The 26,014-nt window shown below is 62.3% G+C and carries 24 protein-coding genes and 1 pseudogene; 3 read left to right on the top strand and 22 right to left on the bottom strand.

The features are described 5' to 3' along the window. Positions 1–29 precede the first annotated feature (29 nt). The 14 genes from tnpC to ACP16H_RS24630 form a co-directional block, all read right to left on the bottom strand. The gene (tnpC, locus tag ACP16H_RS24565; RefSeq protein ID WP_425074648.1) at positions 30–1,520 is read right to left on the bottom strand and encodes an IS66 family transposase; all 1,491 of its coding nucleotides are present in this window, start codon (positions 1,518–1,520) and stop codon (positions 30–32) included. 124 nt (positions 1,521–1,644) lie between these two features. Further along, positions 1,645–1,998, bottom strand: a complete 354-nt coding sequence (gene tnpB, locus ACP16H_RS24570; RefSeq protein WP_425074649.1) for an IS66 family insertion sequence element accessory protein TnpB — start codon at positions 1,996–1,998, stop codon at positions 1,645–1,647. Then, positions 1,995–2,423: an IS66-like element accessory protein TnpA gene (gene tnpA / locus ACP16H_RS24575; protein WP_425074650.1), complete on the bottom strand. Its 429-nt coding sequence runs from the start codon at positions 2,421–2,423 to the stop codon at positions 1,995–1,997. The genes tnpB and tnpA overlap by 4 nt, the downstream gene beginning before the upstream one ends. Before the next feature lie 141 nt (positions 2,424–2,564). Beyond that, the gene (locus tag ACP16H_RS24580) at positions 2,565–3,458 is read right to left on the bottom strand and encodes an abortive infection family protein (protein ID WP_323019961.1); all 894 of its coding nucleotides are present in this window, start codon (positions 3,456–3,458) and stop codon (positions 2,565–2,567) included. A 508-nt stretch (positions 3,459–3,966) separates the two neighbouring features. After that, positions 3,967–5,163 (bottom strand): GIY-YIG nuclease family protein, encoded by a 1,197-nt coding sequence (locus ACP16H_RS24585; protein WP_410304313.1) that lies wholly within the window; start codon positions 5,161–5,163, stop codon positions 3,967–3,969. Next, complete coding sequence (locus tag ACP16H_RS24590; RefSeq protein WP_425074819.1) at positions 5,156–7,204, bottom strand: pseudomurein-binding repeat-containing protein; 2,049 nt, start codon at positions 7,202–7,204, stop codon at positions 5,156–5,158. The genes ACP16H_RS24585 and ACP16H_RS24590 overlap by 8 nt, the downstream gene beginning before the upstream one ends. Next, the gene (locus ACP16H_RS24595) at positions 7,204–7,647 is read right to left on the bottom strand and encodes a hypothetical protein (RefSeq protein ID WP_410304311.1); all 444 of its coding nucleotides are present in this window, start codon (positions 7,645–7,647) and stop codon (positions 7,204–7,206) included. Before ACP16H_RS24595 ends, ACP16H_RS24590 begins: the two co-directional genes overlap by 1 nt. After that, a complete protein-coding gene (locus tag ACP16H_RS24600; RefSeq protein ID WP_425074820.1) occupies positions 7,644–10,394 on the bottom strand; it encodes a DNA methyltransferase in 2,751 nt (916 codons plus the stop codon). The genes ACP16H_RS24595 and ACP16H_RS24600 overlap by 4 nt, the downstream gene beginning before the upstream one ends. Then, positions 10,391–10,813 carry a type II toxin-antitoxin system VapC family toxin gene (locus tag ACP16H_RS24605; RefSeq protein WP_425074821.1) on the bottom strand — a complete coding sequence of 141 codons (423 nt, stop codon included), beginning with the start codon at positions 10,811–10,813 and terminating at the stop codon, positions 10,391–10,393. Before ACP16H_RS24605 ends, ACP16H_RS24600 begins: the two co-directional genes overlap by 4 nt. 3 nt (positions 10,814–10,816) lie before the next feature. Continuing rightward, the gene (locus tag ACP16H_RS24610; RefSeq protein ID WP_410304308.1) at positions 10,817–11,065 is read right to left on the bottom strand and encodes a FitA-like ribbon-helix-helix domain-containing protein; all 249 of its coding nucleotides are present in this window, start codon (positions 11,063–11,065) and stop codon (positions 10,817–10,819) included. 48 nt (positions 11,066–11,113) lie between these two features. Beyond that, the gene (locus ACP16H_RS24615) at positions 11,114–11,389 is read right to left on the bottom strand and encodes a WGR domain-containing protein (RefSeq protein ID WP_425074822.1); all 276 of its coding nucleotides are present in this window, start codon (positions 11,387–11,389) and stop codon (positions 11,114–11,116) included. 86 nt (positions 11,390–11,475) lie between these two features. Then, the gene (locus tag ACP16H_RS24620; RefSeq protein ID WP_425074823.1) at positions 11,476–12,408 is read right to left on the bottom strand and encodes a DUF2493 domain-containing protein; all 933 of its coding nucleotides are present in this window, start codon (positions 12,406–12,408) and stop codon (positions 11,476–11,478) included. 369 nt (positions 12,409–12,777) lie between these two features. Beyond that, a complete protein-coding gene (locus tag ACP16H_RS24625) occupies positions 12,778–13,809 on the bottom strand; it encodes a DUF7146 domain-containing protein (protein ID WP_425074824.1) in 1,032 nt (343 codons plus the stop codon). 3 nt (positions 13,810–13,812) lie between these two features. Next, positions 13,813–18,192 (bottom strand): strawberry notch-like NTP hydrolase domain-containing protein, encoded by a 4,380-nt coding sequence (locus tag ACP16H_RS24630; protein WP_425074825.1) that lies wholly within the window; start codon positions 18,190–18,192, stop codon positions 13,813–13,815. Between the two features lie 175 nt (positions 18,193–18,367). Between ACP16H_RS24630 and ACP16H_RS24635 the strand changes: the two genes are divergently transcribed. After that, complete coding sequence (locus tag ACP16H_RS24635; protein ID WP_111369415.1) at positions 18,368–18,664, top strand: hypothetical protein; 297 nt, start codon at positions 18,368–18,370, stop codon at positions 18,662–18,664. A 522-nt stretch (positions 18,665–19,186) separates the two neighbouring features. Here ACP16H_RS24635 and ACP16H_RS24640 read toward each other — a convergent pair. From ACP16H_RS24640 to ACP16H_RS24665, 6 genes are all read right to left on the bottom strand, one after another. Then, positions 19,187–19,888, bottom strand: coding sequence for an RES family NAD+ phosphorylase (locus ACP16H_RS24640; protein ID WP_425074826.1), 702 nt, complete (start codon positions 19,886–19,888; stop codon positions 19,187–19,189). Further along, positions 19,885–20,286: an MbcA/ParS/Xre antitoxin family protein gene (locus ACP16H_RS24645; protein WP_421087162.1), complete on the bottom strand. Its 402-nt coding sequence runs from the start codon at positions 20,284–20,286 to the stop codon at positions 19,885–19,887. The genes ACP16H_RS24640 and ACP16H_RS24645 overlap by 4 nt, the downstream gene beginning before the upstream one ends. Positions 20,287–20,344: 58 nt before the next feature. Next, the gene (locus tag ACP16H_RS24650; RefSeq protein ID WP_425074827.1) at positions 20,345–20,989 is read right to left on the bottom strand and encodes an antitoxin of toxin-antitoxin stability system; all 645 of its coding nucleotides are present in this window, start codon (positions 20,987–20,989) and stop codon (positions 20,345–20,347) included. Continuing rightward, complete coding sequence (locus ACP16H_RS24655; protein ID WP_425074828.1) at positions 20,982–21,401, bottom strand: hypothetical protein; 420 nt, start codon at positions 21,399–21,401, stop codon at positions 20,982–20,984. Before ACP16H_RS24655 ends, ACP16H_RS24650 begins: the two co-directional genes overlap by 8 nt. Positions 21,402–21,476: 75 nt before the next feature. Beyond that, the gene (locus ACP16H_RS24660) at positions 21,477–21,674 is read right to left on the bottom strand and encodes a hypothetical protein (RefSeq protein ID WP_425074829.1); all 198 of its coding nucleotides are present in this window, start codon (positions 21,672–21,674) and stop codon (positions 21,477–21,479) included. Between the two features lies 1 nt (position 21,675). Further along, positions 21,676–22,038 carry a DUF6915 family protein gene (locus ACP16H_RS24665; protein ID WP_425074830.1) on the bottom strand — a complete coding sequence of 121 codons (363 nt, stop codon included), beginning with the start codon at positions 22,036–22,038 and terminating at the stop codon, positions 21,676–21,678. Between ACP16H_RS24665 and ACP16H_RS24670 the strand changes: the two genes are divergently transcribed. Both ACP16H_RS24670 and ACP16H_RS24675 read left to right on the top strand, forming a co-directional pair. Continuing rightward, positions 22,033–23,142, top strand: coding sequence for a tyrosine-type recombinase/integrase (locus ACP16H_RS24670; RefSeq protein ID WP_425074831.1), 1,110 nt, complete (start codon positions 22,033–22,035; stop codon positions 23,140–23,142). The genes ACP16H_RS24665 and ACP16H_RS24670 overlap by 6 nt on opposite strands. Before the next feature lie 23 nt (positions 23,143–23,165). Next, positions 23,166–25,226: a tyrosine-type recombinase/integrase gene (locus tag ACP16H_RS24675; protein ID WP_425074832.1), complete on the top strand. Its 2,061-nt coding sequence runs from the start codon at positions 23,166–23,168 to the stop codon at positions 25,224–25,226. Between the two features lie 117 nt (positions 25,227–25,343). Here ACP16H_RS24675 and ACP16H_RS24680 read toward each other — a convergent pair. After that, positions 25,344–25,448, bottom strand: a pseudogene (locus ACP16H_RS24680) (DUF6915 family protein); the annotation flags it as partial. Positions 25,449–25,458: 10 nt separating this feature from the next. Then, complete coding sequence (locus ACP16H_RS24685) at positions 25,459–25,950, bottom strand: DUF6878 family protein (RefSeq protein WP_425074833.1); 492 nt, start codon at positions 25,948–25,950, stop codon at positions 25,459–25,461. Positions 25,951–26,014: the final 64 nt, after the last annotated feature.

Below are 26,014 nucleotides of genomic sequence, written 5' to 3' on the forward strand. Positions count from 1 at the left end.
GTAAGCGGTCGCTGGACGGCACGGTCAGTTTAGCTTGACAGCTTGAAGTTCCACGGCAGCAGATCGTCGAGGCGGCTTTGCGGGTGGCCATTGGCGATCGCTGTGAGGGTGGCCTTGAGATAGGCGAAGGGTTCGATGCCGTTGATCTTGCAGGTCTCGATCAGCGAGGCGATGCGGCCCCAGGCGATGCCGCCCTCGTCGTGACCCGCAAAGAGGGCGTTCTTGCGATTTAGAGTGATGGGGCGGATCAGGTTTTCGACGCGGTTGTTGTCGATCTCGACGCGCCCGTCGGTCAGAAAGGTTTGCAAACCGTCCCAGTGATTGTGGATGTAGGTCAGCTTTTCGCCCAGCCGGGATTTAGCGGAGATCTTGCGGCGTTGTGCTTGCAGCCAATCACCGAATGCCACGACCAGTGGAGCACTGCGGCTTTGACGGGCAGACAGACGCTGGCCGGGCGAGACGCCACGGATATCGGCTTCAACGGTATAGATTTCGGCGATGCGGCGCAGGCCTTCGGCGGCGATCTCTGAACCATCGCGGTCAAAGACTTCCTTCAGCTTGCGGCGCGCGTGTGCCCAGCAATGGGCCACCCGAATGGGGGCACCGCCCTTGCGGGTCAGTTTGGTCAGTCGGTTGTAGCCCTGGTATCCGTCGATCTGCAGGATGCCGTCAAAGCCTGTCAGGAATGTTTCGGCATTCTCGCCCGCCCGACCGGGTGCATAGAAGTAGACCACACCGGGCGGATCTTCACCGCCCCATGGCCGGTCATCGCGGGCCAGGGCCCAGAGATAGCCAGTTTTGGTTTTACCGCGACCCGGATCCAGCACCGGGGCCGTGGTTTCGTCCATGAACAGCTTGCCGGATCGTTTCAGATGTTCGGCGAGCCGGTCGACGACGGGCTTGAGGTGGAACGCTGCCTTGCCGACCCAATCCGCCAGCACGGCACGGTGCAGATCAAGGCCTGCGCGCGCCAGGATCTGGCTTTGGCGGTATAATGGCAGGTGGTCAGCGTATTTACTGACCAACACATGGGCGATGCTGGCCTCAGTTGGCAACCCACCCATGATCAGGTGCGCTGGTGCTGGAGCTTGGGTCACACCGTCGGTGCAGGTCCGGCAGGCGTATTTGGGCCGGACGGTGACAATCACACGCAACTGGGCCGGCACGATGTCGAGCCGTTCACTGCGATCTTCGCCGATCTTGTGCATGACGCCGCAGCCACAAGGGCAGATCAGGCTATCGGGTTCGATAACCTCTTCGATGCGCGGCAGTGCGGCGGGCAGGTTGCCGATGGTGCGCTTTGGCGCAGGTTTGGCTGCCGTCTTGTCATCCGTTTTGGCAGCCAGATGTTCCTTCTCTGCCTCGACCTCGGCCAGCGCGATGGACAGGTCCTCGAAGGCCAGTTGCCGCTCATCCTCAGACAGCTTTTCCGACCGTTTGCCACGCAGGGCATGGTTCAGTTCGGCAATCAGATGCTGTTGGCGTTGGGTAATATCCTGAAGCGCTGCGATCGTTTCCATCAATGACGCAACCACTGCACGCTGCGCGGCAGGGATGGTGGAAAGGTCAATGACAGGCGTTTCAATCATGACCCGAGATTATGATAAAAACCCCAGTAAAAACACGCAAAAGAGAATGGTTGTTTCATTCTGTCGCAGTGGGTGGGCGTGTCTCCAGCGCCTTGACACGGCGCCAGTCCAGCCCGGCAAACAGGGCCTCGAACTGGGCGTGGTTCAGCGCCATCATCCCGTCCTTGATCGCAGGCCAAGTGAAGGTTGCCTCCTCCAATCGCTTATACGCCATCACCAGCCCAGACCCATCCCAATACAACAGCTTCAGCCGATCCGCCCTGCGCGAGCGGAAGACAAACACCGTCCCCGTGAACGGATCCTTGCGCAGCACCGATGACACGATTGCCGCCAACCCATCGTGACCTTTGCGAAAGTCCACAGGCTGCGTCGAGACCAGAACCCGCATGCGGTTTGAAGGGAACATCATGGCCGTGCCCCGATTGCACGCACGATCTCGGCTATCCGGTCAGAACGCGTCTCTGCGTCCAATCGGATCGTGACTTGGCCCATCGCAATCTCGATTGGTGCCGAGGGCGGTGCTGCAGGCGTGACTGGCTGCCCCGCAACAGCTGGCACATGCACCCCGCCGTTATCCGACACCATGACCGGCGCAAAACAGAAGCTGTCATCTTCAACCGCAGGCAAAACCAGCCGGCCATCGCGTGCCCGACTGCGCCATTCTGAAAGCTGGTTCGCGCGAAGCCCATAACGCGCAGCAACCGCATTCACCGTCGCACCCGGCTTCAACGTCTCAGCGACGATCAGCGCCTTGACCTCGTCGGGCCAGCGCCGCTGACCATTCCCCCGTATCTCTACGCCATAGTCCCTGAGAAACTCACCCGTAGTTGCCATCGCGAAACTCCCGCACCAATATCCGTCAGGCGCGGCATCGCAGGTCAGGCTATCGGCTGGAAGGTGGGGGCCAGGAAACGCTTACGACGAAGGAGAGATGGCCGGTCAAGACCGGCGCTGCTGACAGGATGAAACTGGCCGTTACCCTGCCGGATCGTCGACTTTTGGAAGCGGGCGGGCAGGAAATTTCCGTTGCCATGTCTCAATCAGAAACAGCGCTGCCGTGCTCGCGGCATGGATCGACAAACGGGCAATCCGCGCGTCAACACGGGCAAAGCCCTTCTCGCGGCCGTGGGCGTCGCCGCCGTGGGTGCGCAGAGCCCCTACCCCTCCGATGACCGTGGCCAGGCCGGAAAGGATTTGCCGCACGTCATTCGCTATCAGGGGGTCGATGTCGGAACGGTCTGGGGACAGACCAAGCGGTTGCTTCACGGCATTGTATAGCCCCTGCACGTCCTTCTTGGCAGGGAGCGGCTGCCCCAGCTCGATGAGGATCGACCGGCACACGCTCTCGACCGTACTGCACGCGGCGGTGACTGCATCCTCGGGGTCGGCCTGGCTATGAGCGAGTGCGCGTTCAAGATCGCGGCTCACCGTGTCGAAGTCGATCACCTCGGACAGACCGGCCAGCTCCACCAGGACAGGGACATTCTTGCCCGCCTCGACAAGCCGCATCCGCCCGCCCTGCTGTTGAACCTCGAAGCCGTCGAAGCGCAGCGCGCGGTTGAGATGGTCGAGCACGGCGACATGACGCTCGGGCTCGTGGATGAAATCGCGTGGGTCAGCGGCTGCCTCAATAATCTTTGGGAGCGCTTTCTCAGCATCAAAGCCGTTGTTGAGATTGATAAGGCACTGCACCAGCGACGGTACGCGGGAGCCACTCACCGTGAAGGCCACATTGCAGGCGCGCATGAACTTCTCGATCTTCGGCCCGCTGCGATAGATCCCGATGGGGGGCGTCGTGTCATGCCCTCCCCCGCCGCTGATAATATCGGCGATCGCATCGATGCTCTGGGGCGACAGCGGGAAGGGCATGGCTACAAGTGATCCTTCGCCCAGAGAAGTGCATTGAATGCAGCAAGCTTTGCATCGTTTTCGGTTGAATAGGCCTTCCTACCAACCTGAACAGCTCCCGATGCCCTTCTCAGGACACGCACTGACCATCCGGCTCCTTCCCGATAGACTGTCAGATTGAACCCGTCCGTGTTGATATAAGGGTTGCCTTGTCGGGATATGCGCCACTTTCGAGAAGGCCAGGCGGCGCGGCGGCGTGCGGAATTTCTGAGACGCGTCTCCCGCTCCCGGGGCCGCTTGTAGTCCTCTTCCATGTGCTCAGCACAAACGCAGCCGACCTGAAGCGAACCGGGATAGTCCGGATGCTCCATGATATGGGCATACCGGATTTCGGCGCTCTCACACATCTCGCAGAGTTGGCTGGGCTCTTCCAAGTCTTCGACCGCTACACAGGTCCAGCCTTTTTTCGGGACGCCTGCCTCTGACCATTTCCCTCGACGCGTATGACGGTCCCGATCCATCGCCTATCCTACTTCAAAATCGGCTTGAGTGCGGCAGCATGGGGATCATAGCGATAGCTGGTTATTGTGCCGTCCCTGATCTTGTCGACTGCGTCGTTGATCGCGAATAAGGGTACGAGGAACCACTCTCGCGGAACCACAGGCCTTCCAAAGCGATCCATGATCTCGATCTCGAGCCGTGCGGGTTCGAAAATGCGGTGGATCAGGTTCTCCAGCTTGGACCGGTTGATGTTGTAGAGTTCATATGTCGCAACCACCTCGACATTCGCCATAAGAAACGTCGGCTGCAGATGCGCGCCAGCGATCCGCTTATCAACGCTCATATTGGTGACACCGATCTTGTGCACGAGTTCCCGGTTTGCCGTGACAAGTGGATGATCGGATTTGCTGCGAAGAACATAAATGATCCCGCTCGCCTCATCACCGTCGAGTGTCTGATCCGAAAAAAGTGGCCCCGCCGATGGATCTGTGATCCGGCGTCCAGCGTCGTCCTTGTTTAACGCCCTCTGCAGCGAGCGCATCAGCATGTTGCTCTCAGTGCCGTTGTCAAAAATCACCCGCAGACGCGCATCCGTGCGACCTTGCTCATTGGTGATAGTCTCGCCCTTGTCCGCGACATAGGCTTTCTGACCACTGACGATGAAAAAGCGTCCTTTCTCGATCTCGGCCTTCATCTCGAACGGGCGGGTCTCGCGCAAACCGGTATCCAGCTCTTTCTGGACCTGCTCAAACAACGGCTTGAACGTCGCAAAATCTTCACATTTCTCGCGGTTTGCCACCTCATCTGCGGCCTTTTTCTCGGCTGTCGACCGGACGTGCTTCAATTCTGTGAGTGGTGATCTAGCGACTTCCACGCCCAGCTCAGCGAGAAGGGCGTCGTCATCTAAATCATCAGGCTCTGACGCCGGGAGAGCGGAAGAGGTGTCTGCAAGGAGACCTTGCTGGTCCAGTGGGGCAAGGAGATCGCGGCACTCCTGCAAGTCGCGGATGCGATCAAGTCGCACGGCGTAGAGACGTTCAAATATCTCGCGGTCTTCCCCGTGTTGGGGAGGCCGACCGTGCTCTTTGGCAAATTGCAGGATTTCCTCAAAGCCTGCGATGATGCGCTCTTCACGTGGTGTACGGCTGAGCTGCTTCTTGACCTCGACCTCGACGCCAAGCTCAGCAAGGAGGGCATCATCGTCCTCGGTGAAACCCTTAGCCATTGGCAGCCTCCTGCTTCATGCGGGCGAGATATGCCACGCCTTCGGCCATTTTCTTCTCCCATGGATCAGGCGATGTGATGGAAGGCAGACGACCCCGCTCCTGCTTGAACTTGACAGCGCGCTTCGCCAGATCGCGCGCCTCGTCCGGTGACAGTTGCACTTTTTTCGCCGAGATCACGGCCTGAACCTGCCGAAGGCTCTCCTCGCTCATCGTCTTTGCCAATATCGAATAGGCTTCGCCGAAGGGGTTGATCCGGTCGATCAAGTCGATGTCGAGCTCACGCACATCCATCGCGAATTTGCGCACCCCGTCGATCAGCGCTGTGTTTCCCGTGGTCTGCGTGTCGTCGCCGCTCGACAGAGCGATCTCTTTCGCCTTCTGGGTCAGGTTCAGCGCGGCCACCGCATGCTGGCGCACGGCTTCCTGATCCTCGGCGTCCAGCTCCGGGAACTTTGCTCCGACGATCTTGCCCATGCGAACCTGCGTCAGTTCCTCGGGCACCAACTCCTCATCGAAGAGCCCGCGCTCGATCGTGGTCTTGTCCTGAACGAAAGCCGTGATCACCTCGTTAAGGTCTTCCTGGCAGATGCGCTTGGCTTCCTTGCTCTTGGGTTCGACGAGGCCCTTGATCTCGATCTGGAACTGCCCGCTGGCCTCGTTGAAGCCGACGTTCTCCTTGTTTGGATCATAGCCGCCCTCGCCGTAGTCGAACCCTTCGACAGGGCCACTTTTCACGGTCTTGGGCGTGAAGTTGAAACGCGGGGCCAGCACCTGCTCCATCAGGAGGCTCGCGGCGATCGCTTTCAGCGTATCGTTGACCGCCTCGGTCACGGCTTCGGCCGCGGCATCAGGCTCGGCGATCAGATTGGTGAACCGGGCGCGCGTCTTGCCCTCGGAATCGCGGGTGGCGCGGCCGATGATCTGCACGATCTCGGTCAGGCTGGCGCGATAACCGACCGTCAGGGCGTGCTCGCACCAGATCCAGTCGAACCCCTCCTTCGCCATCCCCAGGGCGATGATGATGTCGGCATGATCGCGGTTGTTCTTCTGCGCCGGGTCCTTCAGCGCGGCTGAAACTTTGTCCCTCTTGGCCGGTTCATCATCCACCAGATCGGCGATGCGCAGCACCCGCCCATCTGGCGTCTTGACTAACTGAAACCCTGTGGCGGGGTCGGTGCCTTGCCAGTCACCCAGGGCGTCGATGATGTGCTCGACTTCGCGATGCTTGTCCTTGGTGCTCTCGCGCGAGTTCACGTTCGGGATGTGCAGGATCGTCTTCTCTGTCGGGTCGAGCACCTTGAGGATGTCGTCCGCATAGGACCCGGAATAGAAGAAATACCCGATGTCGAGCGACTTGAGATATTTGTAGCCGTTCAGCTGTTCGAAATAGGTGTAGGTGACCGTGTCGAACCGCGCCTCGTCCTCGGGCGACAAAACGGCCTCGGCATCGCCGCGGAAGTACGATCCAGTCATGGCGACCAGATGCACCTTGTCGCGGGCGACCAGCGCGCCCAGATGTGTGCCCAGCTTGTTGTCGGGGTTGGCCGAGACGTGGTGGAATTCGTCCACCGCGATCAGGCGATCGTCGAAGGCCTCGATCCCGAACTTGTCGACGGCGAAACGGAACGTGGCATGGGTGCAGACCAGCACCTTGTCCTCGCTTGCCAGGAACTTGCCCACGGCGCCGACCTTGCCGTCATCCCCGCCGGGCGCGTTGCACAGGTTCCATTGCGGCTGGACGGTCCAGTCGGCCCAGAAGCCATATTTGCTGAGCGGTTCGTCATTGAAGCTGGACCCGATGGATTTTTCCGGCACCACGACGATGGCCTGACGCAGGCCCTGATTGTGGAGCTTGTCGAGCGCGATGAACATCAGCGCGCGGCTTTTGCCCGAGGCCGGGGGCGATTTGATCAGCAGGTATTGCTCGCCGCGCTTCTCATAGGCGCGTTCCTGCATTGCGCGCATGCCCAGTTCGTTCGACTTGGTCGAGCTGCCATTGGCGGCGTATTGGACAGAGACGGAAGGAATACCTTTGGTCATTACTTTACCTCGAACTCTTCCAGCAGTTCACGCATCCACGAAGAAACGCTCGGCCATGAGTAGGATCTGTATTTGCTCCACGACTTAGAATCGTTGATGCGTCCAGCCGCATCTATCCGGTTCGCCATTTCATCATGCGGGTAGACATAAACACGGTCACCTTCCGGGTCTGGATCAACAAAGGCGATGTACAGCTCCTTGCCGACGTATTTGTCGTCGATAGTCATGCGCCCCTTGAGTTGAACACGATAAAACCGCTTGCCGTCATTATGGTATGCGATGAAATCTGCACCAAGCCAGTCATCCGACAAAAGGATGCTGTTATATCCATATTCAGCCAAGCGCCCCGCCACACGGTGGAAATTGTAGGTTTCCTTTTGGCGAGAGTTTAAATCCTTGTAGACAGCCTTGTTCAGCGCCAGTGGTTCAGTTGGATGGGTCATGCGCTCACCTTCGTCGTCATCCGCGTGTACATCTCGAACAGTTTTTCCAGCCGTTCGGTGTCGTTGCGGAAGCGGCGGCCGATGTAGATGCGTTCCAGCACCTCGTCGTTGTGGTCATGGGCGGCGCGGAGGTTGGTGGGCATTTTTTCGGGGTCGTAGAGGTCGGCGATGGTGGCGGGGAAATGCGCCTCGCGGGCCAGAAGGATGCCTTCGGCCGCCGCTGTCAGGTCGGCGCGGTTCTTTTCGGTCAGTTTGGGGACAGGGAACGTGTTCCAGCCAAGGGTGTTGGAATAGCTGAAATCGGTTCGCATCCGCACGCAAACCGTGCCGATCCAGACCCAATGCAGGCGCGAGGCGATCAGCGCCATGTTCCAGAGCGGGGCGTCGTAGAGGGCGAAAAGCTTGTTGGAAATAATGGTTCCATTAGGGAGGGGGCCACACGGAAGATATTCGCGATTCTCAGAACTAATCGCCGCGATTGCGATCACTTTCTCATCGCCTATTTGACGGCGTTCGTCGAACCTGTGAGGCCACTTAGCCCCTTGCTGTGTTGCAACCTTTGTGCTTGCGAGGCGCATTGAGCGCACAGCCTCAAGTCGCCTCTCAATCGCAGGGATTTCTTTGGCCTGTTCTGCCTCAGTATCTTTGATCCAAAGGCAGTATCGTTGCTTGCCTGCAATGAACTCTTCAGAACCAAGAATGGGGCGGACAAATTTTCGCCGCTGTTCTGGGGTTAGGGCCAAGCTTGAAACTTCGTCTGGACTAAGCAGCAGATTCCCCCCGTCAACAGGCTTGCTACCGAATGTCATTTCGGCCAGCGAGGACAGTGGCTTTGACCGCTTCTCTACGATTACGTTTGCACCGTTGATCAAATAGGCGTTCAGGAATCCGGACTCTTTGACTTCGGTTTCACCTTCCGAAGTTAACGAGAAAAGCTTTCTGGTGTGGCCAGCGCGGTTTGATATTCCAACTATGACCACGGTCACGCCAGCATTGTGGCTGGCAAGGTTTGCCCATTTGAAATTCGTATGGGCAAAAGCAATCTCATGCCCTGTCTTGAAGATCAGCGGCCAGAGGATCGGCACCTGCTGCCCCTGACAAATCGAGTTGGTGGACACGAATGCCGAAACAGTGGGCGTGTGCAGCCCGTAATCGGCGGCCTTCATGAACCAGCCCGCGACATAGTCGAGCGACTTCCAGCTTTTCGTGCGCCCGTCAAATATGCGCTGCAAATCTTCTTTCTGTTCGGTGCTCTGCCACGTTGACCCAAGATAAGGCGGGTTCCCACAGATATAGGTCTCGCCCCCCTCATTCGCGAAGTCGATCTGCGCCTGATCCAGCGGCGACATGAACAGGTCATCGGCCTGAAACTTCACCCCCGTCCCCGTGGGCGGGCAGACCGACAGCCAGTCCAGCCGCAGGGCGTTGCCACAGGTGATCCAGTTCTGCGCGTCCAGCGGCAGGAACTCGGCCAGCGCCTCTTTCTGGCCGCGATAGGTCACGTCGCATTGGTATTCCGCGATGATCAACGCCAGCCGCGCGATCTCGGCCGAGAAATCCCGCAGCTCGATCCCGCGATAGTTGGTCAGGGGAATGTCGGTGCGCCGCTGCGGCTCGCCCCGGCGCTTGTTGATCTCATATTCCAGCGCGCGCATTTCCTTGTAGGCGATGACAAGGAAGTTGCCCGACCCGCAGGCGGGATCGAAGACGCGGATCTTGGCCATCCGGGCGCGCAGATTGGCCAGCTTGCGCGCATTGTCGCCCGCCGCCTCCAGTTCCGCGCGCAAGTCATCTAGGAAGAGCGGGTTCAGCACCTTCAGGATGTTCGGCACGGAGGTGTAGTGCATGCCGAGGACCGAGCGTTCCTCTTCATCCGCGACAGCCTGGATCATCGACCCGAAGATGTCGGGGTTGATCTGCGTCCAATCGAGGCTGCCGATATGGGACAGGTAGCGCTGCGCGATCTTGGAAAAGCGCGGCACATCGGTGCTGCCTGAAAAGAGCCCGCCGTTCACATAGGGAAAGGCGTCGGCCCAACGGGGCAGCTTGGCCTCGGCCCGTTTCGCGATGGGGGTATTCATCGCGCGGAAGATTTCGCCGATGACCTCGTGCGTGTTCGACCCGTCACGGTTGGCCATCTGGGCGATGGTGGCGGTGAACAGGTTGTCGCTGACGAAGATGTCGGTGTCTTCGGCGAAAAAGCAGAAGATCAGCCTTGCCATGAAGTGGTTCATGTCGTGGCGTTTGTCGGCGCTGCCCCAGTCGGGGTTGTCCTTGATCAGTTCGACATAGAGCCGGTTGAGGCGGCTGGTCGCGCGGATGTCGAAGGCGCTTTCGCGGATCTGCTTGACGGTGGAGATGCCTGCGAGCGGCAGGAAGAAGCCGAAATGGTCGGGGAAATCAGTGTAGCGGCAGGCGATGGTTTCGCCGGTCGTGATGTCCTCGGCCTCGAGGTCGATGCCGTCGGTGGCGAGGATGAACTTCGCCTTGGCGCGGGTGGTGGCGGGGCTGTCGCGAAGGGCGGTCAGGGTCGCCGCGATGTCGCCCGGGGCGCAGGTTGTCAGGTGGATGTTGTTGGTCTGAAGGACGCCGCCGAGGTCGGACTTGTTCGACGCGCCGGTGCGCAAGCGCTTGATCGTCGTGTCCTTGTTTCCGAAGGCCATGAGGAAGGCATAGGGGAACTCTGCCGCGTCAAACGGCTGCTCGGCGAGTTCGGAAACGGCTTGTTCAATCTCAACGGCGTTCATGCGGTAGTCCAGGGGTTGATCAGGTCGATATCGCAACCCTCGAAGTCAGGCGTATTGCGTGTGGCGACGGTGGCGCCGCAGGCGTGCGCAATGGATGCGATCTGGCAATCCGCCTGGGCGATCGGCCGCCCGGCGGCGCGTCGTCCGGCGGCAATGGTGGCATAGGACTGCGCGGCGTCGCTGTCGAAGGGCAGGATACGCCCGGCCAAGTCCTCGTGCAGGATGCGGTCCACAGCGTCAACCAGCGCGGCGCGGCGTTTGCCGTTCCCCATGATCGCGAGACCATAGCGCAGCTCTGCCTCCGATATCGAGGTCAGGTAGACGTTCAGCCCGTCCTGCGCGGACAGCCAGTGTTCGACCTTGGGCTCCGGGGCCGGGCGCAACAGCTCGGAGATGACATTCGTATCGAGAATGATCATGCGTCAGGCCTGGTCGAACGCGGGCGGTTCACGCATGGCTTCGCGCTGCGGAAGGTCGAGATCAATGCCGCCCAGAGGCGCGACACGCGCGCGGATCGCCGCGGCAAGATCGTGGTTGGGTTTTGCCTCACCAACGACGTGGCGCAATATCTCGCGCGCCTCCTCTTCCATCGAACGGCCATGCTCGGCCGCGCGGATGCGAAGGCGGCGCTTCACGTCATCATCAAGGTTCCGGATGGTAATGCTTGCCATGATATCCTCCTGAGAGGAGTGTAATCATCGCAATCAATGCGATCAAGACTAATTGCCTGAGTGCAGAGCCTCATAGCCCCGCCGCTTCTTCACTGCTGCGAGCTTCATCAACGCGGTGATCGCTTTGCCTTCGTCCGGGTGGGTCTCGATCATCATCTGGCCACGGAAGCCGATCCGACCCCACTCGCGCACGAGGCTAGCACGGCCGAAAAGATCGCGCTGTACGCTCAGCCGATAGAAGCGACGCATGTTGCGCGCCGGATCGATCCGGCGCATCTGCACGTCAATCGGGAAGACATCGAGCTGGATCGGGCTATGGTACATGTAGTGATCAATTGAGGTTTCCTACACAATATCAGGTGGAAGAGTGCGCTTCCACCTCGATTTCCCCGCGATGGGAAAAAGGGGGCTCACGCCCCCTTCTCGAACTTCATGACCGGGATGCCGAGCCTCGAAGCCTTGTCGGCAAGGTTCTCCTGGATACCCGTGCCCGGGAAAACGAGGACGCCCACGGGCAGCACATCGAGCATCGCGTCGTTGCGCTTGAAGGGCGCGGCCTTGGCGTGCTTGGTCCAGTCGGGCTTGAAGGCCACCTGCGTCACGCTGCGAGCCTCGGCCCATTTGGCGGCGATGAGCTCTGCGCCCTTCGGGCTTCCACCGTGCAGGAGGACCATGTCGGGATACTTGGTCCGGACCTGGTCGAGCTTGCCCCAGATCAGGCGATGATCGTTGAAGTCGGTCCCACCGGTGAGGGCAACCTTGGGACCTGCGGGAAGCATCACCTCGGTCTCTGCGCGGCGCTTGGCGGCGAGGAAATCGCGGCTGTCGATCAGAGCTGCGGTCATGTGCTGGCGGTTCACCATCGAGCCGGTGCGAGGCCGCCAAGTCGATCCCGTGTGATGGACGAACTCGGTGGCGGCGTGATCTCGCATCATATCCATGCAGTTGCGCCGTTCGATCAGCGTCAGGCCTTCGGCCGTCAGGCGCTCGAGTTCGGTGGATTTCACCTCGGAGCCGTCCTGCTCGCGCTGAAGGCGGCGCTGCGCCTGCTCGTTCTCGTCGAGCGACCGCTCAATCCTCGCCGTGGCGCGGTGGAAGAGGTTGACCTGGCCCCAGAGCACCTCTTCGAGGTCGGGTTCCATGCGGGTGTCTTCAAGGCTCGCGACGAGGGCATCGAAGATGTCGGCGACGGCGACCGCAAGGCGCTGCCCATCGGGCATCGGGCGCGGATCGGGCTCATCAAAAGGACGGAAGCCATAAAGCTGCAACTCGTCGAGCGCATGGGCGGTCTGGGATGCGGTGTGGGCGGGTTCATACGTGTCGTCGTGAGTGTGGATCGTCATCAGTTTCTTGCCTCCGGGCCTGTCTCATCCGCGCGACAACCCGCGCGGCCTTCATGGGCTGCGAAAGCTGTCACTGGGGACGCCCCCTCACCCCGCCTTCGGGGCCGGAACGCATGTGGAGGAGGGCGGCAGGCAAGCTATTTGTTTCGCGATGCAAAGCGGGGGCTCGTCCCCCGCGGTGGAAATAGCTTGCCTGCCGCCCTTGATGGGGCGTCCCCTTTGACGGCCGCCTGCCCATCTCTTGAAGGCCGCTCGGGTGTCGGGTGGATGAGATTTACCCGGGAAAAGGCGAAGGCGACGGTCCAGAACCATGACAAGGATCCGTGACCCCTGCCCCGCTATCCCGGACTGCCCCTTGCGCGATGTTGCTCAGCCCAACAGGCGCTGCCGATCCTCGGGCCCGATCTGCCCTGCCAGATGCTGGCGCAGCGCCTCCTTGCCGTACGCCCGGAGATCATCGTTGAAATCCCCGAGCCGCGGTTCCAGCACCCGAACGGCAATCCCGACCTCGGAGGCTCTGGCGCTCAACTTCTCTGCCGCGCGTTGGCCGGCAGGATCGCGGTCGATGGCGATGTAGAGGCGCTGAAGCCCCTCCGGCAGCAGGACCGCCCCGAGGTGACCCGACGAGAGCGCCGCCCAGACGGGAAGGCAGGGGGCCGCCTCGGACAGGGACAGCATGGTCTCGATGCCCTCGCCGATAACGAGGATGTCGTCATACGGGATCAGCCTGACGGCATTGCCGAGGAGGTGACCCATGGCCCGCCGCTGCGTCTCGACAGCCGCCTTCCCCTGTCCGTCAGCTGCCAGCCAGGTTCGATGCACGCCCTGCAAGGCCCCTGCCCCATCGGTGACTGCGGCGATCAGCGCCGGTCTGGGGATGCTGCTGGTCTGGCCCTCATCTCGATGCCAGCACTTCGGGTGGAAGCGCAGCGCGCTCATCGTGCCGCCTTGGGTGATGCCTCTGGAGCGGAGGTAGGTGTCGGCAAGCGTGCCTGCGACCGGCACCGAGGCTGCAAACAATCGCGCCGCCGCCGCTGGCGTGCCACCGGGGGCTTTGGCCTTCTTCGGCACTGGTGCATCCGGGGGGACCGGCTGCGGACGGCCCAAATGCGCCCGGGCCTCGGCCAGAAGTTCGGGAAAGCGCGAGATCCCGGTTCGCTCGCGGATGATGTCGAGGAGATCGCCATGCAGTCCGACAGCCGCGTCCTGCCATTTGCCACGGGCCCCCGGTCCTGATGTGGGTCCAGTCAGCCGCACGAAGAGCGACCGGCCGGGGTTGTTCTGCAAATCGCCGACGATCCAGTAGGACCCTTCCCGCCGTCCGGCGGGAAGGTAGGCGCGACACACGCTCTCTGCGTTCTCCGCCAGAGCGCGGATCACATCTTCAGTCTCGGAATACATGGCTCAGCACCCTCCACGCGCATGTAGTCCTGTCACAGGACAACGTGCAAGCAGACGATCAAGCACTGTGACGCCGCTGGAGTCTGCTGGGCAGAAGAGCCGCAGCTTCCAGGCGATGATCTCCGAGAAGAACCCATCTGCCTTCAGCCGGTCCTTGGCGGCACCCAAAAAGCCCGACAGCTCGATCCGGTTGACGCCCATGACGCGCGAGCGGTGCAGCTCCATCCCTTCGGCCAAGCGCACCACGGTCTTGCCCTCCAGAACAAGGGCATGGACCTGCGCCGCCGTGAGCTTCGGCGCATCGGCGGCAAGTGTGGTCGCGACCCACGACGGCGAAACGCGGCGACCGATGATGCGCTGACCGTCATCGGTCTGCAGCCGGTAGACGCGGGTTTCATCCTGTGGGAGCTGCTTCCAGATCGGCAGCAAGAGGCCCGCCACGATATGCAGCGTGGCTTCCGAAAACTCGGGCACCTCGGCCAGTTCCGCAGTCCAAGAGGCGGCGAAGGCCGCGCGGTCGGCCTCGAGCCAGTGGGTGTCGTCCATGATCTTGGCCGGAACCGTGCTCGCCTCGGTCGGGCGGATCAGCCGCAGGCGGGGTTCGATCGTGCCGTCGTCCAGCATCAGACTGGTGGCGGGCACCTGCACAGCGGCACGGCCCGAACGGCTGTTGACCATCAGGCGCGCCTTTGGATCACCGAGCCAGTCCAGCGCATCGGCCAGCGAGGTCGGCGTATTGCGCCGCTTCTCCGCGATGGTCAGCAGTTGGGTTTCCGCACCGGAGCCGGGATGGGTGTAGATCACCCGCGCATCCGTCACCCGGAAGCTCTCGGCGCGCAGCGTCTCGAGCCCGAGATCATAGACCCCGGCGGCGATGGCGCCTTCGATCCGTTGGTCCAGAAGCTCCTCAAAGGCCGAAAAGAGCACGGCCTGCATGTCGATCGTCAGCGCCAGCAGGCGATTGAGGAAGGTCGTGATCGGCGGCAGGTCATCCTTCAGACCGTTGTCATCCGTCAGGCTGAGGCCGGTCGCATCCTCAAACGCCCCAAGTGAGCACCCCGCGACATCGCCGCGATAGATGCGGCGGTAAAGCTGGCGCAAGGCATCGCGGGCATAGGGAGACTCCAGATTGTCCTCGGGCCGGAACAGCCCCTGCCCGCCGGTTTGACGCTGGCCGCGCGTGATCGCCCCGAGCGTGTCGAGGCGACGCGCGATGGTGCTGAGGAAACGTTTCTCTGCTTTCACATCGGTAGCAACGGGCCGGAACAGCGGTGGTTGCGCCTGGTTGGTGCGGTTGGTGCGGCCCAGTCCCTGAATGGCCGCATCGGCCTTCCAGCCGGGTTCCAGAAGGTAGTGGACCCGCAGGCGCTGGTTCTTGGCGCCGAGATCGGCGTGATAGCTGCGCCCCGTGCCGCCCGCATCCGAGAAGATCAGGATGCGCTTCTGGTCATCCATGAAGGCGGCGGTTTCCGCGAGATTGGCAGACCCCGCCCGGCTTTCGACGACAAGGCGCGCGGCAGCACCCTCGCCCTTCCTCACAATGCGGCGCGAACGGCCCGTGACCTCGGCCACCAGATCGGTGCCGAAGCGCTGGACGATCTGGTCCAGCGCGCCGGGCACCGGCGGCAGCGAGGCCAGATGCTCGATCAGCGCGTCGCGCCTGCGCGCAGCTTCGCGACATTCCACCGGCTGGCCGTCGCGCGTGACGGGCCGCGAGGAGAGATTGCCTTCGCTATCGGTGAACGGCTCATAGAGCTGCACCGGGAAGGAATGGGCGAGGTAGTCCAGGCAAGCCTCTCTTGGCGTGATATCCACCCGCACATCGTTCCACTCGTCCGTGGGGATGTCCGACAGGCGGCGCTCCATCAGCGCCTCGCCTGTCGAGACGATCTGGATCACCGCTGCGTGGCCTGCGGCGAGATCGGCGTCGATGGCAGCGATCAGGGTCGGGGTTTTCATCGAGGTGAGCAGATGGCCGAAGAAACGCTGCTTGGCGGATTCAAACGCCGAGCGGGCGGCAGACTTGGCCTGCCGGTTCAGTGTGCCAGAATCTCCAGTGATGTTTGCAGCTTCCATCGCGGCGGCCAGGTTGTTGTGGATGATGGCGAAGGCCCCGGCATAGGCATCGTAGATGCCACGCTGCTCCTGCGTCAGCGCGTGCTCGAGCATCTCGTATTCGACGCCGTCATAGGAAAGTGACCGGGCGGTGTAGAGGCCGAGCGACCGCAGGTCGCGGGCGAGGACCTCCATCGCGGCGACGCCGCCGGCCTCAATGGCCTGCACAAACTCGGCACGGGTTGCGAAAGGGAAATCTTCGCCGCCCCAAAGCCCGAGGCGTTGCGCATAGGCGAGGTTGTGCACTGTTGTCGCCCCCGTGGCGGAAACATAGACCACACGGGCATTGGGCAGCTTGTGCTGGAGCCGCAGGCCCGCCCTGCCCTGCTGCGAGGCTTCCGTGTCGCCGCGTTCGCCCTTCGATCCTGCGGCATTCGCCATGGCATGGCTTTCGTCAAACAGGATCACCCCGTCGAAATCAGCCCCGAGCCAGTCGACGATCTGGTCGACGCGGGACTTTTTTGCCCCCCGCTCCTCGGAGCGCAGCGTGGCATAGGTGGTGAACAGAATGCCCTCAGAAAGCGGGATGTCGCGGCCTTGGGCAAATCGTGAGAGCGGCGTGACCAGCAGCCGCTCCTGGCCAAGGGCAGACCAGTCGCGCTGAGCGTCCTCGAGGAGCTTGTCGCTCTTCGAGATCCAGAGCGCCTTGCGCCGACCTTGGCACCAGTTGTCGAGCACAATCCCGGCCGACTGACGGCCCTTGCCCGCGCCTGTGCCATCGCCGAGGAAAAACCCGCGCCGGAAACGGATGGCGTCGGGATCATCGTCCTTGGCGGCCGAGACCATATCGCCGGTCTCATCCACGGACCAAGACCCGGCGAAATGCGCGCCATGCGCCTCGCCCGCGTAGATCACGGTCTCAAGCTGCGCGTCGGACAGAAGGCCATCGTGCAGGATGGCGGTTGGAAGCTTGGGCCGGTAGCTGGGTTTTGGGGGCGCGACCGAGGCCATGGCCGCCGATTGCACCAGCTTGGTCGGGTGCGGTGTAGCGCCGGGGATGTCGATCGCCTGCAGCCGGAAGGTCTCATAAATGGCATCCGACAGGCGCGTGCTGGCCCCGTCCTCGGTTGCATCGCGCAGGGTATAGGCGAGGTCTGCGGCCTCGATCTGCACCACGGTGTTGGTGGGGGCTGTTGCAGGCGTGGCGCGCGACGAGCTGATGCCTGTGCGCGTGGTGCGGGCAGGATTTCCCGGGAAGGGGGAAGTGGGGCCCTGCCCGGCTGGAGCGACCTGCGCCAGTTCGAGGCGCGGGGGGACATGGGTAGTGATCAGCGACAGCAGGCTGGCGACATCAGGCGAAATCGGGCGCGCCAGATCGGCTGTGATGCCGCCCGCCTCGCCACCGCGGCATTTGTCGAAGACCGAAATCCGCGTCTCAAAGCTGGTGCCGTGTTTGGCAAACGCGGCACCGGATACGGCACCTGTAAAGACCAGATGCGCGGTCTCGGTCAGGCGACCGAAGGTCTCAGCCCAGGCGGGCGCATCGGGCGCGAAACTGGCACCGGTGATGGCGACCAGCCGTCCGCCGGGGACCAGGCGCGCGAGCGCAGAGCGCAGATGCCGCGCTGTCGCCTCGGTGCTGCGGGCATCGACATTGGCCACCGCCGAGAACGGCGGGTTCATCAGGATCACGCTCGGGCGCAACCCTGCGTCCAGATGATCGTCGATCTGGGCTGCGTCAAAGCCCGTGACAGGCCGGCCCGGAAACAGGCGACGGAGGAGATCAACGCGGGTGTCGGCAAGCTCGTTCAGCGCGAGGCTGCCGCCCGCGATTTCCGCGAGGACCGCCAGAAGGCCCGTCCCAGCCGATGGCTCCAGCACCAGATCGCGCGCAGTGATCTGCGCTGCAGCCATTGCGGCCAACCCCATGGGCAACGGCGTCGAGAACTGCTGGAACCGCTCCATCTCCTCGGACCGCCGCGTATGGGTCGGCAAAAGGCAGGACACCTTGGCAAGGATCGGCAACAGCGCTGCGGGCGAGCCCGCCCGCGCCAACAGCGCGCGGCCAAACTTCCGCAGGAACAAGACCAGCGCTGCCTCGCCTGCTTCATAGGCCAGCTTCCAGTCCCAGGCGCCGGTCGCGTCAGAGCCGCCAAAGGCGCGCTCCATTTCAAGGCGCAGGCGCAGCGCGTCGATCTGGAAACCTTGCGCCAGATCAGTCTGCAGCGCTTCGGCCACGCTCATGATCGCAGCAGCCGTATCGAGGGACGGGATAGGGGCGACAGGCGCAAGGGCGCGCTCGGTCGCAAAGGGGGTGAGATGGGTCATCGAGAAACTCCGGAAAGAGGAACAGGATCAGGCCCGGACACCCTCTCTCGGGCACCCTCAGGCCTGATCTTCCCCCGCCCTCCTCTTCCTCTCAAACCCCATGATTTCCGCAGGCGGCTTGCTTTTGTTCCTATTATGTTCTATTTTGAAACCAAGCTATGAAGGGAGATCCCCGATGGAAAGCACCACTTACGCCCTGCCCGCGACGCCCAAGCAGATCGCCTATGCGCGCGCGCTGGCCCTGCGCAACCAGACGCTTCTGCCATGGGAAGTTCAGCAAGATCGGCGCTCCTTGAGCGCCTGGATCGACGCACAAGCCAAGCTCACACCCGCGACAGCGCTGGACAGCCTGCCCTCGTCCAAACAGGTCGCCTTCGCCGAGCGCCTCGCCCGGATCAAACGCCGCGCCGTCCCGGATGAGTGTTTCCGCGACAAGGGGCTGATGTCGAAGTGGATCGACGGGAACAAGTGAGCACGGCACCGGCTAGCTCCGGCCTTCCGGAGCTTCTGCCATACCGTGGCTTGGCAAACCGGGCGTAGTTGCCAACCTATAGATTGGCAGATTTGCCCTTTGGGACATCAGCCTCGGTCAAGCTCCTGTCCGAAGGACCAAGGTCTGGTCGCGGCGGCAGACCGGGACGTACACCGCTGAGACCTTCGGCAACCGCTGCAAGTCGTTGCCGTCTTTCGACCCAGCGTCTTCAGATCTCCCTTCACGTGGGGCTAGTCCATCAATTCTTTGGAAATGGTGATATTGGAGCGTCCATAACGCTGGAAAAGCAACCTCATCGAAGAAAACTATAGTGGTCTCTTGGGGCCGAGACGTCGCCTTCCTCAGCGCGTCTATAGGAAGCCCAGAAGACCGGCGGACTCAGTCCAAAGCCTCAAAGAACAACTGATGGTCACACGGCTTCAAATGCGTGACGTCCGGCCTGTTGCCGTTTGCCGGTTTCATGTCTTCGCCCCCCCAAAAAAGCGCATGCGACATTACTCGTCAGCCGACGGCCGTAATCGAGTAGTGCGGCGTTCCATCCCAAACAAGATCCCAAGCCGCGCCCGGCCGGACGTTCTGAATGGCGTGCGGCTCAAAGCAGACGAGGCAATTCCCGCCCGGCGCGGGAGCCCGGACCGAGGGATAGATCAGGCCCCGCGATCCAGCCCGGCGAAGATGTTGGGCCAGGCTTTGGCCCTCGGGATATCCGACAGCCGGATCGGGATGCAGCGCTGGGTGTTCCGGCTCATCGGTCAGATCATCGAAGATCCCGATGAAATCCGCCAGCAGTTCCACATAGCGGGCGCTGTCATGATAGCTGCCCACAAAGCCGAGTTCGCGCGTGCGGTGCCACGCCACTTCGCTGACGGAAACCATCACGTCCCATGCGCAGTACCAGGCGCCGCGCTCTTCGGTGTTGAAGCGGTTTCCGCCGGCGCGGGTGTAGGTAAAGGCGGCGTTGACGTGACTGTCGCCATAGAGGCGCAGATCACGGCTGCGCCGCTGCCAGGCCAGCTCGCGCGGGTCCAGATGCGGGTTGCGGCCACGTTCCGCCAGAAGACGGCCGCTGGTCAGGCCCTCGATTTCTGCCAGGATCTCCATCTCGTCTTCGGTATCGACGAGACCGCGCAGGGATGGCGGCTTGTGGTAAGTGGCGGGCAGGAGACGAACGAGACCACGATCAGAAATCTCGGTCTGCTTCATGCCCCACCACGCAGCGCATCCAGATAGGTCCGAACCGCGAGAATTTGCGGCAAGCCGCCGTCGATCGCCGTGTCAACCGGACGGCTGCCCCCAAAGAGCGGCCCCGTGTTCGGCCGGGTGAACCAGCTTCGCGCGAGCGGCTCGGAGAAATAGAGTTCGAGCGATTTGTAGATGCCGATCACCGCACTGAGCCGCAGCAGTTGATCCTTGGTCAGTTCCCCCGCGAAATCCGGCTTCTTGGCACGCTTCCACGTGCTCACCGTCATATCGGCAAGGCCAGCCGCTTCGTTCAGGTTAAGGCCCCAAGCATCGACCACGCGCGCGTAAGCCTTCAACGCGACGGCGTTAACCTGTGCAGGTTCCCTGATTTTCTCAGCAACGTACATGGCGTCCTCCATTGGCCTGAATATAGATCATATGGCCTCATTGTAAAGATCAAATGAACTGCCCGCGCTCTCACCCGAACCGGCGCCCTTCTTCGGTGAAGGTGTACTCGTTGACGATGATCCCCTCCTCTATGGCCTCGTCCGAGGTCAGGTGGTCGTATTCAGCCTGAAGCTGGCGGTAGAGCCAGCGGGCCAGATCACGCAGCGCCTCGGTCACGATCTCCTCGGCGTCTTCGGTCGGCGGCTGCCAGGGCGGGCTGTCGCGGGTGACGTCCACCGACATGGTGTATTCGTGGTAGTAGCGGCCGCGGTGGCTGACCTCGGCAGCGAGTTGGTAGAAGTTCCGCCGCTGGATGGCCTGCAGCCGATCGACGATGCCATGCAGCGTCGCGTCCGTGGGCGCGTAATCCCGGATGCGCGCGGCGGCGCCCTTGGCGTGGGACCAGTAGCCCTCGAAGCAAGCCCCGTCGCCCTGGCTCCAGAACCCGGAGAACCAGATGCAGGGCTTGGCGCGCGACCCGCCGCCCGTCAGGCGGACGGGTGTGGTCTTCAGGCGGATGCCGAGGATCTCGCAGACCCGCTCGAAATCCTCATAGACCGCGTCCCACCAGTCGTCGTGGGGGCCGAGCTCGCGATACCAGCTGCGCGCCTTTTCCTTGGCGGCCTCCGAGAGTTCCGGGAACTGGTAGACGGTGGTGCAGATGATCTCAGGCATGTGCGTCCTCCCCGTTCAGCGCGGCGGCCAGCCATTCCTGGCTGCTCGTCCAGCCGGTGGATTTGCGGGCGCCCAGATCAATGACATGCGCGCCACCGCCGAAGGCCTCGAGTCGGGGCCGGGAACAGGTCAGAGCGTACTGGAAGCCCCAGAGGCCAGTGAGGTCGAGTTCGTCTGCAAGGCGCAGGACGAAGCGGATGACGGCTTCGACATCGCCGTGCTCGTCGTCATGGATCCAGAGGGCGCTGCCGTCGGGCGCATCCTGGCGCACGAGGTCGAAGCCCGCGACCTCCGGGTCGTCGGCGTCCTGATCTGCGGCGCGAAGTTCCTGGAACAGCGCGAGCGCGCGGGCCGCCTTGTCGGGGGTGCCGACATCGAGCAGGCAAGAGAAATGGGTGAAGTAATCCGCCATGGGGACCTCCTGAATGGGAAAGACCCGGCCGAGCGGCCGGGCGTTGTGTCGGGATGAAGGAGTGGTTGGTGGCGATCAGCCGGTGGGACTGTCGCCCGCCGCCTGTCGCGCGGCATGCGCGCAGAGCATCTGCCGGTAGAAGCGCTTGCGCGCAGCCCGGAAACCGCGAACCGCGCGCGTGTCGGGGTGCAGCGCCCGGACCGCCGACCGCAGGACGGTGTAGGGCGAGGCCGTCGCTGGCAGGCCGAGGCGTTGATAGGCCGGGTCGGTCATGTCAAGCGACCTCAATCACGGGCGAGGCGAAATGCGGATCGACCAGCGCCTCGAGCCGCTCGGCCCGGCCCATCCAGGGCTCGGGCCGGATGGCCTTCACCCAGTCAGCGAAGCTGGGGATGAAGCCGAGATCTTCCTTCACATGCTGCTCGCCCACCCAGCGGGTCGGAATGATGCGCCCGGTCGAGAGTGTGAGGGTGGGACCGAAAAACGTCTCGGCCATGAAGATGCCCTCGGCATGGTGGCGCAGCGCCCGGTGCCGAACGTCCGCGGTGATCTCCTTGCTGGCATCGATTATCTGGACACTTGCGATTTCACCTCCAAGGCTGAAGTTTTCACCTTTTTCCGAGGACCGATTATGCAAGTCACCAGAACTCCAGAGGGGACTGTCCCTCGCTATTTTGTCCGCGACGATGCTGGTAATTCCGTCGAACCGATTCACGATTTCCTCCGTTATCTTGACGCTCGGGGCTCATCCCCCAACACCATTCGCTCCTATGCCTACGACCTGCGGCGCGTGTGGGAGTTCTTCGAAGCCCGAGGGCTCGAGTGGCAGGGCTTCAACATTTCGAACGCCGTCGATCTGATCGCTTACCTGCATGACCGGATCGATATGCGCCCCGGCCGATCCGCAACCGCGGCTGGCCCGGATCGGCTGTCACCGGCAACGGTCAATCGAGCGCTGGCGGCAATGTCATCTTTCTGCGACTGGGCGATCATCGCAGGGACGCTGACCCCGCCGAACCCGATGCGGGTCAGCAAGAGTATCAACAAGCCTGCGGTCACTGATCGGCACAGACCGTTCTTTGAAGGCATTTCCCGTCGCTCAGCGAGTGTGCGCGTGATCCGTGTCCGCAGCGTTCACCGCCTGCCTCGCCCGTTGAGCGACGACCAAATCGAACGTCTACTCGCCGAGCTGACCAGCCTACGCGATCGCGCCCTTGTGCTGCTGATGCTGCACGGCGGGCTGAGGCCAGGCGAAGCGCTCAGTCTGCATCTCGAGGATATCGCCTATGGGCGGCGGCGCGTAACCGTTCGATGTCGCGCTGACCACCCGAAAGGGGCACGCGGAAAGTCGCGCGTCGAGCGTGTTGTCGACCTCCATGACGGGCAGGCCCTCGATACCATCAGCGCCTATGTCATGCGTGACCGTCCCCGCGAGACAGAGACGCCGTTCATCTTTCTCGTCGGCGGAAACGGCACGAGGCGGTCTGAGCCCTTGTCCTATGCCGCGTTGGCAAAAGCCTTCGCGCGAGCGGCGGAACGCGCCGGGATCAAATCGCCCGGCGTCACACCGCATGCGCTGCGACATACCCACGCCACCCGCATGTGGGAAGCCGGCATGCGAGAGCTGACCCTGCAGCGCCGGCTCGGGCATGTATCACCGGAATCGACGCGCATCTATACTCGCGTGTCCGACGCCACTGTGCTCGCCGAGTACAGCCGTGCAATGGGGCTGAAGCCATGACGGCCCCCTTGCCGGATGCCCTGATGACGTTTCCGACCGACATCGCGCCGTCGCATAGCGGGGAGGAGGAATACCGCGCATCCATCCTCAGCCTCGACATGACCCGCAATATGAAGAACCGGTATATCGCTCAACGTCGAGAGTTCGTCGCCGCTTTTCCCGATCTCGCTCTTTGGTGCGAACAACCGCTTGAGGTTCGGCTCGGCCGACTTCACGGAACGTCCGCCTTCACACCTGAACACCCCGCCTCGTTCTGGGCGCGGCAATATCTCTACTACCTCGCCTTCACGGACCGCCTCCGCCTCGACTATGGGTTTCTCCTGTCGATTTCGCCCATGTATGCCGCCCAACTCGCAAATCAGCTGGGCATCGATCTGGGCATTCCGGATCTCCGCAAGCGCCAGAAAGCGATGGGGTATCACCAGACGACACCACAGGGGTCGGCCATCTGGGTGGTTTCCCGCATCGCGCTTCATGCCGGCATACGTTCGCCTGACCTGATCACCTCCGACGACCTCGAAGCGTTGAACGATGCAATTTCTGCATATGCGGCGTCTTCCCTGATGAAGCGCTTCCATGGCTACGACCCGCAGAAGGCCAAGACGACCGCCCATTTCTGGCACCGCTATGTCCGACAGACACAGCTTGTCCTGCACCACCTCGGCAACGGCATCGCGCGACCGCGAATGACCGCCGACAAGCGCAGGCCTTATGTCTATCCGAGGCCGGATATGGGTGTTTTCATCGAGCGCTGGCTGGAGATCAAGCGCACCAGCCTTTCCAGGGTGACGGTCGACCACTGCGCCGTGTCGCTCCGCCGCTTTGTCGACTTCCTGGTTCGCCACGATCCAAAGATCGAGAAGTTCGCAAATGTCACGTCCGAGGTAATGACCGCCTTCCTGATCGATCTTAGGAGCCAAGTCGGCGCCAGAACCAAGCGTCCATTGTCGATTACCGCCCAAAGATCCCGTGCACTTCATGTCGCGCAATTCCTCAGCGAGGGGGCGGCCTGGGAATGGCCGGATTTCCCGACGCGACCAGTTCTGAACACCCGCGATCTTCCCCGCCTTCCGCAGCGCTTGCCTCGGTATATCCCCGCCGAACAGCTTGGCCCGCTCATGGAAGAGGTCCGCAAGCTTCCCTGCGATTTCCAGCGCGCCGCGATTCTGATCGCGCGATGGTCCGGCGCCCGTCGGACAGAGATCGCAAGGTTGCCCGTCGACTGTCTGGACGCCTATCCGGACGGAACGCCACGGCTGCGCATTCCGGCGGGAAAGACCTACAGGGAACGGCTCGTGCCGCTTCACCCTGAGGCTGCTGAAGCTCTTCGCAAGGTCATCGACCTGCGCGCAAAGTCGGACGAACGCCCGGTCCCGGATGCCAGAACCGGCCAATACGTCAAGTTGCTCTTCTACCGCCGCGGTGTCGCGATCTCGCCCGACTACCTGTTCAATTATCCACTCAAAGACATCTCTCACCGACTCGGCCTGGTCGACGGAAAAGGGCAGAACCTCATCTCGGCACATCGCTTCCGCCATACGGTCGGCACGGAACTCGCCGAAGGCGGTGCGCGGATGCAGACGATCATGGACGTGCTTGGGCATCAAAGCCCGCACATGTCGATGGTCTATATCCGTGTCAGCGATGAAGCGGTGCTCGCGGACTATCAGGCCGTGTTGAAACCTGATGCGCCGATCGCCGGACCCGCGGCAGAGATCATCCGCAATCAGCGCCTGCCGCAAAGCACGGTCGATTGGATGAAGTGCAACTTCCTGAAGACCGAGCTCGAACTCGGCCATTGTCTCCGGCTGCCGGAAGAAGGTCCCTGTGAATGCGACCTCTATCTGAACTGCGCCAAATTCGTCACCACCCGATCCTATGCGCCGAGGCTGCGAGCGCGCCATCGCCTCGAACTCAATCTGACGGAAGATGCGCGTTGCCGCGGTTGGACACGAGAGATCGAACGGCATTCAGGAATAGCTTCCCGCATCGAACAGCTTCTCGTCGAACTGGGCGAGCCAGTCTCAGACGCGGCCCAGGAGGTCGGGCAGACGGTCGAAGCGGCACGGAAAATGTCGCGGTAGCCCACAGGTACCTCCCCGCCGCCCGCTTCGCTGCGCGCGTATCCGCGCTACGCGGGCGGCGGGGGCCCTCCCATGGACAACCACGACAAACCCAGGTCGGGAGAACAAAAACAGCTTGATTGTCCGGATAACATCGAACCAGGCATGCACCGAGATGAAATCGTCGACCGTACCGCCCCATTTCTTCACCGAGGAGAGGGCGTGGTGATAGGGATGTGCCATCGCTGCCCCCTCAGAAATCATGGGTGTAGAGTTCGGACGAGGTGAAGCGCTCGTTGAACTCGAGGTGGATGCAACGGGCCGCCGCGTCGAAGCAGAACTCGCCCCAGGCGCCGTCGTTGTTTTCCCAGCCGCCATGGGTGTCGGAGAGGAAGTCATAGGCCAGCTGCTCGACAACATCCTCCAGTGGCAGGCTGCGCATCTCGACCTCGGGGTCGTCCCAGGTGAGCGCGGCGTACTCGACTTCAGTGGCGGGAAACTCGACGGCGGTTTCACCGGACCATGCCCCGATGCTTTCGATCTGGCCGCTGTCACCGGCACCGTCAAAGGTCACGGTGACATGGGTGATGCCGGCGACCGTGAGGCCATCAAAGAGGCGGTCCTTGTTGCCGGGACGCAGCGCGTCGATCCGGGCCGCGCGCTCGGCATGCGCGGCGAAGATCTGGCCCATATCGACGGTCGAGGGCGCCATCGGCGGCGTGAGGGTGGGTTCAGTCAAGGTCATCGGGTGTCTCCGGTAATGGGAAGGGATCGAAGCCGGGCCGGGCGATCTCTCTCCCCCGGACAAG

The sequence above is a fragment of the Sagittula sp. S175 genome (genome assembly GCF_049800975.1).
GTDB lineage: Bacteria > Pseudomonadota > Alphaproteobacteria > Rhodobacterales > Rhodobacteraceae > Sagittula.

Coding starts and splice junctions, on each gene's coding strand:
- tnpC (WP_425074648.1), bottom strand. CDS start 1,520: ATGGAAACGATCGCAGCGCTTCAGGATATTACCCAACGCCAACAGCAT.
- tnpB (WP_425074649.1), bottom strand. CDS start 1,998: ATGATGTTCCCTTCAAACCGCATGCGGGTTCTGGTCTCGACGCAGCCT.
- tnpA (WP_425074650.1), bottom strand. CDS start 2,423: ATGGCAACTACGGGTGAGTTTCTCAGGGACTATGGCGTAGAGATACGG.
- ACP16H_RS24580 (WP_323019961.1), bottom strand. CDS start 3,458: ATGCCCTTCCCGCTGTCGCCCCAGAGCATCGATGCGATCGCCGATATT.
- ACP16H_RS24585 (WP_410304313.1), bottom strand. CDS start 5,163: ATGGCTAAGGGTTTCACCGAGGACGATGATGCCCTCCTTGCTGAGCTT.
- ACP16H_RS24590 (WP_425074819.1), bottom strand. CDS start 7,204: ATGACCAAAGGTATTCCTTCCGTCTCTGTCCAATACGCCGCCAATGGC.
- ACP16H_RS24595 (WP_410304311.1), bottom strand. CDS start 7,647: ATGACCCATCCAACTGAACCACTGGCGCTGAACAAGGCTGTCTACAAG.
- ACP16H_RS24600 (WP_425074820.1), bottom strand. CDS start 10,394: ATGAACGCCGTTGAGATTGAACAAGCCGTTTCCGAACTCGCCGAGCAG.
- ACP16H_RS24605 (WP_425074821.1), bottom strand. CDS start 10,813: ATGATCATTCTCGATACGAATGTCATCTCCGAGCTGTTGCGCCCGGCC.
- ACP16H_RS24610 (WP_410304308.1), bottom strand. CDS start 11,065: ATGGCAAGCATTACCATCCGGAACCTTGATGATGACGTGAAGCGCCGC.
- ACP16H_RS24615 (WP_425074822.1), bottom strand. CDS start 11,389: ATGTACCATAGCCCGATCCAGCTCGATGTCTTCCCGATTGACGTGCAG.
- ACP16H_RS24620 (WP_425074823.1), bottom strand. CDS start 12,408: ATGACGATCCACACTCACGACGACACGTATGAACCCGCCCACACCGCA.
- ACP16H_RS24625 (WP_425074824.1), bottom strand. CDS start 13,809: ATGTATTCCGAGACTGAAGATGTGATCCGCGCTCTGGCGGAGAACGCA.
- ACP16H_RS24630 (WP_425074825.1), bottom strand. CDS start 18,192: ATGACCCATCTCACCCCCTTTGCGACCGAGCGCGCCCTTGCGCCTGTC.
- ACP16H_RS24635 (WP_111369415.1), top strand. CDS start 18,368: ATGGAAAGCACCACTTACGCCCTGCCCGCGACGCCCAAGCAGATCGCC.
- ACP16H_RS24640 (WP_425074826.1), bottom strand. CDS start 19,888: ATGAAGCAGACCGAGATTTCTGATCGTGGTCTCGTTCGTCTCCTGCCC.
- ACP16H_RS24645 (WP_421087162.1), bottom strand. CDS start 20,286: ATGGAGGACGCCATGTACGTTGCTGAGAAAATCAGGGAACCTGCACAG.
- ACP16H_RS24650 (WP_425074827.1), bottom strand. CDS start 20,989: ATGCCTGAGATCATCTGCACCACCGTCTACCAGTTCCCGGAACTCTCG.
- ACP16H_RS24655 (WP_425074828.1), bottom strand. CDS start 21,401: ATGGCGGATTACTTCACCCATTTCTCTTGCCTGCTCGATGTCGGCACC.
- ACP16H_RS24660 (WP_425074829.1), bottom strand. CDS start 21,674: ATGACCGACCCGGCCTATCAACGCCTCGGCCTGCCAGCGACGGCCTCG.
- ACP16H_RS24670 (WP_425074831.1), top strand. CDS start 22,033: ATGCAAGTCACCAGAACTCCAGAGGGGACTGTCCCTCGCTATTTTGTC.
- ACP16H_RS24675 (WP_425074832.1), top strand. CDS start 23,166: ATGACGTTTCCGACCGACATCGCGCCGTCGCATAGCGGGGAGGAGGAA.
- ACP16H_RS24685 (WP_425074833.1), bottom strand. CDS start 25,950: ATGACCTTGACTGAACCCACCCTCACGCCGCCGATGGCGCCCTCGACC.